This is a genomic window from Rhodococcus daqingensis, assembly GCF_042665615.1.
Taxonomy (GTDB): domain Bacteria; phylum Actinomycetota; class Actinomycetes; order Mycobacteriales; family Mycobacteriaceae; genus Rhodococcus_G; species Rhodococcus_G daqingensis.
Window position 1 is genome coordinate 318317 of sequence record NZ_JBHTCS010000009.1, and the last position, 12848, is coordinate 331164.

Annotated in this window: 13 protein-coding genes; 5 read left to right on the forward strand and 8 right to left on the reverse strand. The window is 69.0% G+C overall.

Translation table 11 applies throughout. The annotated features are described in order from the left end of the window. Positions 1-56: 56 nt before the first annotated feature. The 6 genes from ftsX to ACFQS9_RS06040 all read right to left on the reverse strand — a co-directional run bounded on the left by ftsX (position 57) and on the right by ACFQS9_RS06040 (position 5277). Positions 57-962, reverse strand: coding sequence for a permease-like cell division protein FtsX (gene ftsX, locus ACFQS9_RS06015; protein ID WP_378402520.1), 906 nt, complete (start codon positions 960-962; stop codon positions 57-59). Positions 963-1015: 53 nt separating this feature from the next. After that, a complete protein-coding gene (gene ftsE, locus ACFQS9_RS06020) occupies positions 1016-1705 on the reverse strand; it encodes a cell division ATP-binding protein FtsE (protein ID WP_378402522.1) in 690 nt (229 codons plus the stop codon). A 65-nt stretch (positions 1706-1770) separates the two neighbouring features. Next, positions 1771-2202, reverse strand: a complete 432-nt coding sequence (locus ACFQS9_RS06025) for a hypothetical protein (protein WP_378402524.1) — start codon at positions 2200-2202, stop codon at positions 1771-1773. Beyond that, on the reverse strand, positions 2199-3080 hold the full coding sequence (locus tag ACFQS9_RS06030) for a mechanosensitive ion channel family protein (protein WP_378403168.1): 882 nt from the start codon (positions 3078-3080) through the stop codon (positions 2199-2201). The genes ACFQS9_RS06025 and ACFQS9_RS06030 overlap by 4 nt, the downstream gene beginning before the upstream one ends. Positions 3081-3095: 15 nt before the next feature. After that, the gene (prfB, locus tag ACFQS9_RS06035; protein WP_378402526.1) at positions 3096-4199 is read right to left on the reverse strand and encodes a peptide chain release factor 2; all 1104 of its coding nucleotides are present in this window, start codon (positions 4197-4199) and stop codon (positions 3096-3098) included. Positions 4200-4248: 49 nt separating this feature from the next. Next, on the reverse strand, positions 4249-5277 hold the full coding sequence (locus tag ACFQS9_RS06040) for a metallophosphoesterase family protein (protein ID WP_378403170.1): 1029 nt from the start codon (positions 5275-5277) through the stop codon (positions 4249-4251). 51 nt (positions 5278-5328) lie between these two features. On the opposite strand from ACFQS9_RS06040, the gene hisN reads away from it, so the two are divergent. The 3 genes from hisN to ACFQS9_RS06055 all read left to right on the forward strand — a co-directional run bounded on the left by hisN (position 5329) and on the right by ACFQS9_RS06055 (position 8939). After that, a complete protein-coding gene (gene hisN / locus ACFQS9_RS06045; RefSeq protein WP_378402528.1) occupies positions 5329-6168 on the forward strand; it encodes a histidinol-phosphatase in 840 nt (279 codons plus the stop codon). Positions 6169-6286: 118 nt separating this feature from the next. Then, positions 6287-6616 carry a hypothetical protein gene (locus tag ACFQS9_RS06050; RefSeq protein ID WP_378402530.1) on the forward strand — a complete coding sequence of 110 codons (330 nt, stop codon included), beginning with the start codon at positions 6287-6289 and terminating at the stop codon, positions 6614-6616. 394 nt (positions 6617-7010) lie between these two features. Further along, the gene (locus ACFQS9_RS06055) at positions 7011-8939 is read left to right on the forward strand and encodes an HNH endonuclease signature motif containing protein (RefSeq protein WP_378402532.1); all 1929 of its coding nucleotides are present in this window, start codon (positions 7011-7013) and stop codon (positions 8937-8939) included. Here ACFQS9_RS06055 and ACFQS9_RS06060 read toward each other — a convergent pair. Then, positions 8936-9304: a DUF1304 domain-containing protein gene (locus ACFQS9_RS06060; protein ID WP_378402534.1), complete on the reverse strand. Its 369-nt coding sequence runs from the start codon at positions 9302-9304 to the stop codon at positions 8936-8938. The two genes, ACFQS9_RS06055 and ACFQS9_RS06060, sit on opposite strands and share 4 nt — an antisense overlap. Before the next feature lie 145 nt (positions 9305-9449). On the opposite strand from ACFQS9_RS06060, the gene ACFQS9_RS06065 reads away from it, so the two are divergent. Together ACFQS9_RS06065 and ACFQS9_RS06070 are read left to right on the forward strand one after the other, a co-directional pair. Then, positions 9450-10982 (forward strand): multicopper oxidase family protein, encoded by a 1533-nt coding sequence (locus ACFQS9_RS06065; protein WP_378402536.1) that lies wholly within the window; start codon positions 9450-9452, stop codon positions 10980-10982. Between the two features lie 15 nt (positions 10983-10997). Further along, positions 10998-11324, forward strand: a complete 327-nt coding sequence (locus ACFQS9_RS06070) for a hypothetical protein (protein WP_378402538.1) — start codon at positions 10998-11000, stop codon at positions 11322-11324. On the opposite strand, the gene ACFQS9_RS06075 is transcribed toward ACFQS9_RS06070, so the two are convergent. Continuing rightward, positions 11321-12832, reverse strand: a complete 1512-nt coding sequence (locus tag ACFQS9_RS06075; protein ID WP_378402540.1) for a DUF4153 domain-containing protein — start codon at positions 12830-12832, stop codon at positions 11321-11323. The genes ACFQS9_RS06070 and ACFQS9_RS06075 overlap by 4 nt on opposite strands. Positions 12833-12848 lie beyond the last annotated feature (16 nt).

The window sequence follows — 12848 nt, forward strand, 5'->3', positions numbered from 1 at the left end:
CTTCAGTCCGCAAGTGATCGAGTTCTACCCCCAGGATAGGCCCGGGGCGCAACCGATTACTCGCGGACATAGAGCCGCAGCGTGATGTAGGCGGTGAACGCGGCCATGCCGACGCCGACGAGCACCAGGAACGGCGACACCAGCAGCACATCGCTGTTCGAGATCCGGGCGACGATGTTCGCGTCGTAGACGTCGGTCAGCACGTCGTCGATGAACAGGTTCTTCGCGGTGAACAATCCCGCGATCGCCAGCGCCGCACCGATCAGCGCCGCGACGACGGCCTCGAGCAGGAACGGCAACTGGGTGTACCAGCGGGTCGCGCCCACGAGCCGCATGATCCCGACCTCGGTGCGCCGGGTGTACGCGGCGATCTGCACCATGTTCGCGATCAGCAGGATCGACGCGATCGCCTGAACGATGGCAATCGCGAAGGCCGCGTTACGGATTCCGTTCAGCACGCTGAACAGCCGCTCGACCAGATCGCGCTGGTTGAGCACGCTCTGCACGCCTGGCCGGGTCCCGAACGAGTCGTTGATGACCCCGAACCGCTCGGGGTCGCTGAGCTTGATCTTGAAGGAGGCGGGCAACGAGTCCTCGCTCACCATCGAGGCCAGCTCGGGCTGGTCCTTGAACACCCGTTCCTTGGCGTCGGCCACCGCGTCCGCCCGATTGAGGTACTGCACGGACACCACCGACGGGGTGCTCTCGAGATCGCTTCGCAGCCCCGCGCAGATGTCCTGGGCGCAGTCGGGATCGGAGATCGACACGTCGTCGGTGAGGAAGATCTGCACCTCGACTCGATCGAGGAAGATCTGCTGCGTCTTCCCCGCCATCTGGACGACGAGCAGGCCGCCACCGAACAGGGCGAGCGAGATCGCGGTCGTCAGGATCATCGCGATGGTCATGGTGATGTTGCGGCGCAGGCCGGTGAAAACCTCGCTGAAGATGAAGCTGGCGCGCATCGGAAAGTCTTGTCCTTCGTGTGTCGGGGTGGGCCGGCGAGGGGTGTGGGTACCTAACGCCCCACGCCGTAGACACCGCGGGCCTCGTCGCGCACCACGCGTCCGAGGTCGAGTTCGACCACCCTGCGCCGCATCGAGTCGACGATGTGGTGGTCGTGGGTGGCCATCAGCACGGTGGTTCCGGTGCGGTTGATCCGTTCGAGCAGCAGCATGATGTCGCCGGTGGTCTCCGGATCGAGGTTTCCGGTGGGCTCGTCGGCGAGCAACACCAACGGCCGGTTGACGAAGGCCCGCGCGATGGCGACGCGCTGCTGCTCACCGCCGGAGAGTTCGGTGGGCAGCCGGTCCGCCTTTCCGGACAGTCCGACGAGTTCCAGCACCTCGGGGACGGTGCGGTCGATCACGCTGCGTGGCTTACCGATCACCTCGAGCGCAAAGGCCACGTTTTCGGTCACCGTCTTCTGCTGCAGCAGCCGGAAGTCCTGGAACACGCATCCGATGCTCTGCCGCAGCTTCGGCACCCGGCGCGCGGACAACCGGTTCACGTGGAAATCGCCGACCCTGATGTCGCCCGAGGTGGGGGTGTCCTCCTTGAGCAACAGCCGCATGAAGGTGGACTTCCCGGACCCGGACGGGCCGATCAGGAAGACGAACTCGCCCTTGTCCACCGACACACTCACCTTGTCCAGTGCTGGCCTCGACGAGGTCTTGTAGGACTTGGACACATTCTCCACGCTGATCACGGGGAGCCAGTTTAGCCGTTATCTGACGGTGACCTTGGGTTTCGGTGGACCTGCAGGTCCAGGCGCTACGGGCTGGGTGTGGGCGGTGCGGTCGAGGCCTCCGGGGTGGCCGTCACGACCCCCGGCGGCAGCTCCATCCCGGGCGGGACGGTGACCCACGGAGGCAGCACGATGGCGGGCTGCGGAGTCGTGGTGACCGCTTCGGGGGCCGTGGTCGACGGCGGGGCGATGCTGGTGGTCTGCGGGGCAGACGTCGCCGGCTCCTGGCGCGCGGGGGCGGGCGACCGGGGGGCCGACGGCGCCGGCGCCGTGGGTCCGGTGCCGCCGGACTCGGGCGGATCCGGATTGAGGTACCCGTACAGCATCGCCGTGGCGACGAACGCCACGCAGAGGGCCACCGTGGACGTCCTGACCCGGCCGAACAGCTTCTTCGGCAGCGACCAGTGCCGCTCGTGCGTGGTCGCCGGTTCCTTCTTCTTCGCGCGTTCGGCGGTCATCCGTTGTCCCCGATCTGGTCGGCCGCCAGTTCCGGGCCGACGAAGATGCCCTCGCGGCGCAGCGCCGCCGCGACCCGCACCCGCAGCTCGCGTCCCACCTGGAACTGCTTGCCGGGCAGGGTGCGCGCGACCATCCGGATGTTGACGGTGTCCAGCTCGAGGCTCTCCACGCCCATCACCGACGGCTCGTCCAGGAGCAGCGGCTCGAGGTCGAGGTCCGCGAACGCCTCGCGGCCGACGGTCCGCAGCACGTCGTTGACGTGGTTGATGTCCGCGGTGGCCGGGATGGGCACGTCGACCACGGCCCGCGCCCAGTCCTTGGACAGGTTGACGGCCTTGACGATCTGCCCGTTGGGCACGGTGATCACCTCGCCGTCGGAGGACCGCAGGCGGGTCACCCGCAGGGTCACGTCCTCGACCGTCCCATAGGCGTCCTCCGAGGACCCGGTGATCGCGATCCGCGCGACGTCACCGAAGCCGTACTGCCGCTCGGCGATGATGAAGAAGCCGGCCAGGATGTCCTGCACCACCCGCTGCGCGCCGAAGCCCAGCGCCGCGCCGAGCACGGTCGCGGGCGCGACCAGGCTCGCGACGGAGAACCCGAGGCGTTGCAGCACCTCGATGGTCACCAGGGTGTAGACGATGATGATCAGCACCCAGGTGATCACCTGCGCGAGGGCGTGCCGGTGCTTGGTGGCCTCCGAACGGACCAACGCGTCGCCCTGGTGGTAGTTCAGGTCAATCCGATCGGTCACCTTGTTCCCGGCCCAGGACAGGAACCGCGCCACCAGCAGCCCACCGAGAACGTAGAGCGCGATCTCCAGACCGCTGGACGAGAGCCAGTCCTCGAACGTCGTCGACTCGGGGAACAGCTTGATCGCCGAGAACACCGGCTAGACCTGCTCCGCGCTCATTCGCCAGCGGATGCCCGACTCGAGGAAGCCGTCGATGTCGCCGTCGAGCACCGCCGACGGGTTGTTGACCTCGTATTCGGTCCGCAGGTCCTTGACCATCTGGTACGGGTGCAGCACATACGAGCGCATCTGGTTTCCCCAGGAACTGCCGCCGTCACCCTTGAGGGCGTCCATCTCGGCGCGCTCTTCCTTGCGCTTGACCTCGAGCAGCTTGGCCTGCAGCACCCGCATCGCGGACACCTTGTTCTGCAGCTGCGACTTCTCGTTCTGGCAGGTGACCACGATGCCGGTCGGGATGTGCGTCAGGCGCACCGCCGAGTCGGTGGTGTTGACGGACTGACCGCCGGGGCCGGACGAGCGGTAGACGTCGACGCGGACGTCGTTCTCGTTGATGTCGATGTGGTCGGTCGTCTCGACCACCGGCAGCACCTCGACCTCGGCGAAGGAGGTCTGCCTGCGGCCCTGGTTGTCGAACGGGCTGATCCGCACGAGGCGGTGGGTGCCCATCTCGACGGACAGGGTGCCGTAGCTGTAGGGCGCCTTGACCGCGAAGGTGGCGCTCTTGATGCCTGCCTCTTCCGCGTACGAGGTGTCGTAGACCTCGACGCCGTAGCCGTGCTTCTCGGCCCAACGGATGTACATGCGCATCAGCATCTCGGCCCAGTCGGCTGCGTCGACACCGCCTGCCCCGGACCGGATGTTGACCAGCGCGTCGCGCTCGTCGTACTCGCCGGAGAGCATGGTCTTGACCTCCATCGCCGCGATGTCCTCTCGCAGCGACGCGCGCTCGGTGTCGGCGTCGGCGACGGCGTCCGCCCCCTCGTCCTCGGCCAGCTCGTAGAGCACCGGCATGTCGTCGAGTCGGCCGCGCAGGCCCTCGACGCGGCGCAGTTCGGACTGCGCGTGCGAGAGCTGGCTGGTCACCTGCTGGGCGTGCTCCTGGTTGTTCCACAACTCCGGATCGGCCGCCTGGTGCTCGAGTTCGTCGATGCGCCGGCGCAGCTCCTCCACGTCCAGCACCCGCTCGACGGTGGTGAGGGTGGTGTTGAGCTCGGCCAGGTCTGCGGAAACATCGGGATGCACAAGAATCAAGGTTACCGGTGTCCGCGGCGGATCGCCGCCGCGGTCGCCCTCAGGAGGACGCGTCGGGCCAGCCCGGTGACGCGACCAAGGCCGGGTCCGGTCCATCGCCCACGCGGAACTCGGCCGTACGGATCACCGCGCCCCGCCGGAAGTCGAGTGCGTGGATCCGAACGGTGGGTCCGTCGACCTCGATCCGCAGCCCCTGATTCTGCTTCCGGTCGACGGGCTCCTCGCCGCCCCGGCCGTCCGGTCCGAACCCGATCTGTACCGCGCCGGTGTTCACCGCGGCGAACCCGTCCGGGTGCCCGCCCGGCACGGTCTTCCTGGACAGCCAGTCGTCGCGGTACAGGCTCCAGTGGGTGTGTCCGCTCAGCAGCAGCACGTTGGGGAATCCCCCGAGCAGGGCCAGTAGGTCATCGGACTCCGCGTAGTCACTGCTGTAGATCCTGGGGGCCTGGGTGAGCGGATCGGTGAACGTGCCCGACACGGTGCCCGGCAGCGCGTGATGGCTCATCACCAGGACCGGGCGCTCGCGCGGGCATTCCTCGAGGGTGTCCCGCAGCCAGTCCAGCTGGGTGCGGCCGAGGATCACGCAGTGCCCCCTCGACTCGCTGCCATCTGTGGTCCCGAGCCGGATCACCGGGACCCCACCGATCGGGTGGGCCGAGAACAACGCTGGCATCGCCGAGTACCGGAGGAACCGCGCGATCGAGACCTCGCTCGTCTCGTCGTTGTAGAACTCGTGATTGCCGATCGTGTACAGCGTCTGCGGGTGGGCGGTCCGCTCCAGCCTGCGGAACAGCTGTTCGTACTCGTCGAGGCGGCCGTTCGGGGTGAGGTCTCCGTTGACGAGCAACGCGTCCGCCGGGCCGAACGCAGCGAGCCCGTCGAGCGCGCGGTCGAGGTCCGCGAGATCGCCCTGGATGTCGGAGATCACGTCGAACCAGGCGGCCGTCGGCGGCTTCTGCCTCGTCGGGGTCGGCGTACCGGACGTCTGCGCGGTCATACCGAGGAATTGTGCCGCGGCGAGCCCGGCGGACGCGGCACCCCCGAGGAGAACGCGGCGCCGTGTCAGCATCACGATCCGATGATGGCCGTCGCGGCGAAACGGCCGCCCGACTCGGGCTGAATGCACGATGAAGTGCCGAGGAAGTCCGGCACCCGGTCGAGTACCGTCGTCGCCGTGACCGATCTCGAACTCGCACTGCGCATCGCCGATGAGGCCGACACCATCACCCGGGCACGCTTCGGCGCGCTCGACCTCAAGGTGGACGACAAGCCCGACCTCACCCCGGTCTCGGACGCGGACCTCGCGGTCGAACGTGCGGTGCGGGCGGTGCTCGCGGCGGAGCGTCCGGACGACGCGGTCCTCGGCGAGGAGTTCGGCGGTGACGCGACGTTCGAGGGCAGGCAGTGGGTGGTCGACCCGATCGACGGCACCAAGAACTTCGTCCGCGGGGTCCCGGTGTGGGCCACCCTGATCGCGCTGTTGCAGGACGGAATTCCCGTGGTCGGCGTCGTCAGCGCCCCGGCACTGACCCGACGCTGGTGGGCATCCGAGGGCGCGGGTGCGTTCGCCTCGTTCGGCGGCGGCGAGCCGACCCGGATCTCGGTGTCCGCGGTGGACCGGTTGGCGTCGGCCAGCCTGAGCTTCGCGAGCCTGAGCGGCTGGCGCGACCGCGGCATCCGCGACCAGTTCATCGCGCTGACCGACGAGGTGTGGCGGGTCCGCGGTTACGGCGACTTCTACTCGTACTGCCTGCTCGCCGAGGGCGCGCTGGAGATCGCCGCAGAGCCGGAGGTCTCGCTGTGGGACCTGGCACCGTTGGACATCCTGGTCCGCGAGGCGGGTGGACGCTTCACCGCGCTCGACGGCAGCGCGGGCCCACACGGCGGCAGCGCGGTGGCGAGCAACGGACTGCTGCACGACGCGGTGCTGGAGCGGCTGGGGCACGCGACCACCAACTAGCGGTCCTTCGGTCGGCGTTGGTTGATCGCCTGCCTCCGATTGATCGAATCAGGATCTCTCGGAGGTCGGATCCAATGAGTGACGGCCTGTTGCGTGCTCCGGCTTGTACCGTCGACAGATGCCAGCCCGCTACCACGTCACTTCCGCGCTGAACCGGGCATCAATTCTGCGATTTGGTTTGGACTGGCGCCGCATGGGCGCCGCCCCCGGCATCGCAGGCAGCCGTCGGCCGGTACAGGAAGGCTGCTTCCTCGCTGCTGACGAGTTCGAACGCGATTGGTTCGTGCGGATGAACAACACGGGTGGAGCCGTGGACGTGTGGGAGGTCCACGGTGTCGATGCCGCCGATCTGGTGCTGTCACCAGAGGGCTACCACTACTTCCCCGGCGTCATCCCAACGGGCAGTGTGCGTTTGGCGCAGCGGGACCTACCACCGGCTTCCCGCTAGCGATCCTGAGCGTCCCGCTTCACGGTCAGCAGCGAGACCACGATGAGGACGGCGCCGAGGCAGGCGAGTGCGGTTGCCGGCCAATCAACAACCAGCGTTGTGACCGACACGTCGGTTCCAACCCACTCCGTCGTGCATCGAGCCGCCGGCACCGGGAGAAGTGCACGGACCACGATCGGCGCACAGATTCCAAGGGGTGGCGAGAATGAAGGCGAAGACCAGTATCGCCGCACCAGTCAGGACACCCAGGCCTACGCGGATCCAACGCATGGGCCCATCAAACACGTCGCTTCCCCCATGGCCCGGCATCGCAAAGCCGACCTGGCTAATGCACGGTCAGTTGTGCAGCGGCCGAACCTCAAAGTTGTCGGTGGGCGCGCGTAGACTCGTACACATGTTCGATTCGGGGGGATCGCGAGGCAACGCCACAGGTGAGAAGGCCTGCGGCGACGAGCCTGCGGTTGACTTCGAGGACGGCACGGCGGCGCTGGCTGCGTTGCGGGAGTACGCGCGGGCGGAGAACATCGCCGCCGCCCGCAAGGTGTTGACAGCGGCGGCGTTTGCGCGGCGGCAGTTCGCATCCGAGGTGGATCTGTTCGGGGAGGAGTTCGCCTACCGCGCCGGTCGGTCCGCGGAGATGGAGACCGCACTCGCGTTGGGGGTGAGTGCGTTCACCGCGGAACGGTATGTCGCGGTGGGCAATGCGCTGGATCTGCGCTTGCCGCTGATACGTGCGGTGTTCGTGTCGGGGCGGGTGGACTTTCCGCGGGTGTTCGCGATCGTCGAGGCGACCGCCGAGATCAGCGACGCCACGCTCGGGCGGATGGAGGGCCATCTCGCGGATGCGGCGTTGTATTTGACTCCGAGGAAGTTGGTGGCGGAGGTGATGCGGGAGTTGATCCGCATCAACCCGGAGGAGGCGGAGGAGCTCCGGAAGCGGCGTGAGCGCCATGGTCGGCGGGTGTCGGTGACCGCGGACCTGCACGGGATGGCTCAGGTGTATGCGACGCTGACGGCGGCGGAGGGCCGGACTCTCGACAGTCTCATCCAGGAGATGGCTGGCACTGTCTGCCGGGAGGACCCGCGGACGGTCGACGCTTTGCGGGCGGATGCGTTCATGGCGTTGGTGCACGGCGAGAGCTATCTGCACTGCCAGTGCGGACGCGTCGACTGCCCCACGGCGCATTTGCCGCGGCCGGAGCGGCCGAAGCCCGAGGTGCACATCCACGTCGACCTCGACACCCTGCTCCGGTTGGCCGACAACCCCAGCCATCTCGAGGGCCACGGACCCATCGATCCGGAGCTGGCTCGGCTGCTCGCCGGCGATGCGACGTGGCAGGCGGTGATCGCCGATGCCAGGCGCATCGATGCCCAACGAAATGCGGGCAGTGGCAACGACGTACCCGACGTCGACCCCGAACCGCCCGACGTCCACTCCGAACCGCCCGACATTGAACCACCGGACGGCTCCAGCGCGGAACCACCAGAACCAGAGGGCGGCAACGGTTCAGGGGACAGCTCTGCCTCGGCCCCGCCACCCGGCGTGCCCGCCCGCTATCGCCTGCGGCGCAGACCGGCCGGGCGACTACCTGCCCGGCATGATCCGCCGCCGCCGTCGGATGCGAGCTCTCGCGGGCCGCGGGTCACCGACGTCCTCGACGCGATCGCCTCCGACCCGGCCCTGCTCGTTGGCCAGTATCCGGACGGGCACGGTGGATACGACCTGCCGCCCCGCGGCGCGCTGACCTACCGGCCCAGCAACGCCGTCCGCGCCGCCGTCTTCGACAAGTACGACACCTGCACCTTCCCCGGCTGCACCGTTAAAGCCCGCGACTGCCAGTTCGACCACATCGTCGAATATGACCCCGACAACCCGCATGCGGGCGGGTGGAGCGTCGAGAGCAACGGCGAACCCGCCTGCACCCGCCACCACCAAGCCAAGACCGACCGCCTCTTCCGCGTCGTCCGCCTCGATGGCGACATCATCGTCTGGATCGGCGAACACGGCACCATCGGGGTCACCCTGCCGCTACCGGTCGACCAGCGACCCAGCGCCCGCGCCCAGAAACCCACACCGCGACCGACCCCACCGCTACAGCGCGGCCCATCATCGCCACCACCCGAACCGCCGGACCCCGGCATCTACGAGGCGACCTGGTGGGAAACCCACATGCACCCCAACGACCAGCCACCCACCCTCGCCGAACTCGCCACCATCACCGACCCCGACCACCTCGCCCGATGCGCACAACTCCGCGCCCACCACGCCGAGCACCAAGCAATCCTGCGCGAACGCTTCCGCTACCAGCCACCGCCGTTCTAGAACACCGCGGCCGCGAGCAGCGCGAGCAGCGGCGTGATCCCCTGCACCACAGCTGCCTTCAGATAGGCACTACCCGTCGACGCCAGCACGACCGCGGCACCGACAATGCTCACGCAGCAGAAGACCACGATCGCGTGCCCGGCGGCACCGCCGATGACCAGGCCGACCACGATGCCGATCGCCAGGAAGAGGTTGTAGAAGCCCTGGTTGTACGCGAGCGGACGCGCAACGTCGGCGTCCTGCTGGCTGGTCAGCCCGAAGCGTTTCCAGACCTCCGGGCGTGTCCACCACACGCTCTCCATGGCGAAGATGACGACGTGGAGGGCAGCAGCGAGACCAGCGAACACCTGAGCGATGACCGGCATGACCAAACGATGCCACACGGTCCCCGCCCTCGCGCGCTAACACAGCGCGACCGTCGGCACAAGGTCCGATGGGAGGGCGCGCGGCTCCGGAACACCGGCCTCCGGGAGGGCGGCACGCGGTCGTCGGCCCCGAAGACTGAATCGCATGAACGTCGTCTCCCGGCGCGCCTTCCTGATGGGGCTCGCCGCCACCCCGATCGCACTGTCCGCCGGATGCGCCGCCGTGCAATCGAACCCCGGGCAATCGAACCCAGCGCAACCGAGCCCGGTGGGAGCATCCTCCCGTCCGCTGCCGATCCCACCCCTCGCGACCGCGACCGTCGATGCGGCCGGCGCCCGGCACTTCACCCTCTCCGCGGGGACGGGCAGCACGGAGATCCTGGCCGGAAAGTCCACCGCGACGTGGGGTTTCAACGGCTCGATGCTGGGACCGACGATCCGGGCCCGTCGCGGCGACGCGATCGCGTTCACCATCGACAACGGCCTGCCCGAGGCCACCACGGTGCACTGGCATGGCATGCATGTGCCCGCCCGATTCGACGGTGGACCGCACCAGACCATCGAGCCCGGCGCCCGCTGGGAGCCGGCGTGGACGGTGAACCAGCCGGGCGCGACCCTCTGGTATCACCCGCACCCGCACGGGTCCACCGAGAAGCACGTCTACCGCGGCCTGGCCGGACTGTTCCTGGTCGACGACGACGTCACCGACGCCGTCAACCTGCCCAAGACCTATGGGGTGGATGACATCCCGCTGATCATCCAGGACAAGCGCTTCACCCCCGACGGAGCGCTCGACGAGTCCGACCCCACCGACATCGGGCTGCTCGGCGACACCATCGTCACCAACGGGATCGCGGGCGCCCACCTGCCCGTGCGAACCGAGAGGGTTCGCCTGCGGATCCTCAACGGCTCATCGGGTCGGATGTACAACCTCGGGTTCTCCGACGATCGCGAGTTCCACCTGGTCGCGAGCGACGGCGGACTGCTCGCGGCCCCAGTACCGCTCACCCGCGTCCGGCTCAGCCCCGGCGAGCGAGCCGAGATCGTGGTCGCGATGGACGGCTCGAACGCCCTGCTGCGCGCGCACGCCTTCGAGGACGACGCGGGACTCGACCGCGGCGACGCCGCCTCGTTCGGAGTGCGGGACAGCTTCGGCATCCTCGAACTGCGGCCGGGCGCGAACCCGGATCCATCGGCGGCGCTGCCCGCCACGCTCGCGACGATCGCCCGGCTCGACCCGGAGTCCGCGGCCACGCAGCGCAGCTTCGAACTCCAGTGGTTCATGATCAACGGCGCCCAGATGGACATGAACCGCATCGACTTCTCCCCCGGCGTCGACACCACCGAGGTCTGGACGGTCCGCAATATCGACGACTGGCCGCACAACTTTCACGTGCACGACGTGCAGTTCCAGATCGTCGACATCGACGGCAGCCCGCCTCCGGCGGAGCTCGCCGGATGGAAGGACACCGTCTACACGCCGCCAGGGGTCCGGTTCCGGCTCGCGCTGCGCTTCACCGAGTACACCGACCCCACCGTTCCGTACATGTACCACTGCCATCTGCTGCTGCACGAGGATCAGGGCATGATGGGTCAGTTCCTCGTCCTCGAGCCGGGCCAGCAACCCGCCCCGATGGCGATGACCATGCCCACGAATCACGGGGGCCACGGCGGCTGACGGTTGGGAGGCCTGATGGATCCGAACGAGGTCGACTTCGCGCACACCGACGCCGCCGACCGGAAGCGCCGCGAGAAGGCCACCGGTCTCGCCCGCTATGCGTGGGATCGGGCCATCACCGGCGCCGAACTGCTCGACCTGCCCGACGACCGGCTGCGCAAGCTGGCCCGGGCCGCGGGCGCCAACCCGCCGAGCACCAGGGAGACCTGGACCGTGGTGGCCGAGCTCCTCGAACAGAAGTCGGCCTGGGCCGCCGCGAACCCCGAGCACCCGCAGGCGACGCCCGCGCACGCCGACGAGAAGATCATGTGGGTCAAGCGGCCCATCCCGCCCTGGACCTAGCCCGAGTAACGGGCGGTGCACTCCCCGACCGGCCTGGCCCGCAGGATCTCCCGCGCGCGAGACCGAGCTGCGTTGTACTCGAACCACCCCGGATCGTCGTCGACGTCGATCCCGATCAGCGCGCACGACCGCACCGGCTCGGGCAACCGGTCCAGTGCGGGCACCGCGTCGACCGACAGGCCGCGCAGGTACCCGACGTCGATGTCCCCGGTGTCCGCATACCGTTGCGCGTTCCGCTCGGCGATGTAGCCGTCCGGGTTGAGCGCCGCGAACCCGAGCAGCCCCACCGCTGCCGACGCCAGGACCGCCCGCGGCAGCCACCGTGCCGACATGCGCACCCCGGCCACGAGAAGCAACACAAAGACCGTGCCCAGCCACAGCTCCGCCGCCATCACGCTCACGCGCAGCCGGGTGAACCCGAACTCGTTCTCGTACAGCGACATCCGGTGCACCGCCGACGCGACGATCACCAGTGTGAGGACGCAGAGCGCCCCCAGGAGCAGTCGGGCGCACCGCCGGTCCCCCGCCCGCTGCCGATCCACCCTGCGGACCGCAACCGCGATGACCACCAGGGTGAGTGCGGTGACCGCGGTCAGCTGCCAGAAACCCTGCCGCGCATAGTCCGCATAGGTCAGGTCGTCGGTGTCCTGCACGTGACCGTCGCCGCCGAACAGGACCCGGACCTGCACCGCGACGAAGCCGGCGAACAACAGGTCCAGCAACGCCAGCGGCACCGCCCATTCCCACCGTGCGATCGGACGTCCGGGGCGCGGTGCCAGCGCGTCGAACCGCGGGGTCCGCCGCCGCAGGTAGGCCGCCGCGAGCGCCGTGCCCATGACGAGGAACCCGAGGACCAGGCGGCCGACCGGATTCGTCACCCGCACATCGGGAACCACGGCGCCGAACACGGCCGCGAACTGCGGGTCCGCGCTCACGAACAGGGAACCGAACACCAGCACGAGCACCACACTGATCGCCGCCACCGCGGCCACCCGGCCGGGTTTCACGCCACGACCGGTCCGCAACCGCGCGCGACCGCGCCGCACCCAGCCGGTCACCCGCGCGGGGGTGAGCCAGAGCGCGATCGACGCGAACGCGAGCCCCGTCCACGTCCAACCCCCGACCAGGGCGACGGACCCGACGACCCAGCTCGCGACCACGCACAGGGCGATCAGCCACTCGGCGCCGCGCACCACCGCCACCGCGAGCAGGGCGAGCGCGCCCAGGACAGCACCCGCCTGGGCTCGCGTCGGACGCGGGCGAACGGTCGCGAAGGCGGTCACCGCCACCGCCACCCCGGTCAGGAGGTAGGCGATGCTCACGACCGTCACCTGCAGGGTGAGGGCCGCGATCGCGCCGGCGGCGAGCGCCGACGCCAGGGTCGCGCGTGGCGCCACCGAGGTCCGGTCGTACGGCCAGATACCGCGCGGCCACTGCCTTCGGCGCATCACCCGCTCGGACCCGTGTCCGGTCATGGTCTCTGCTCGGGCGATCGTTTCCGCGCTCATGTGGACCTCCTCATCC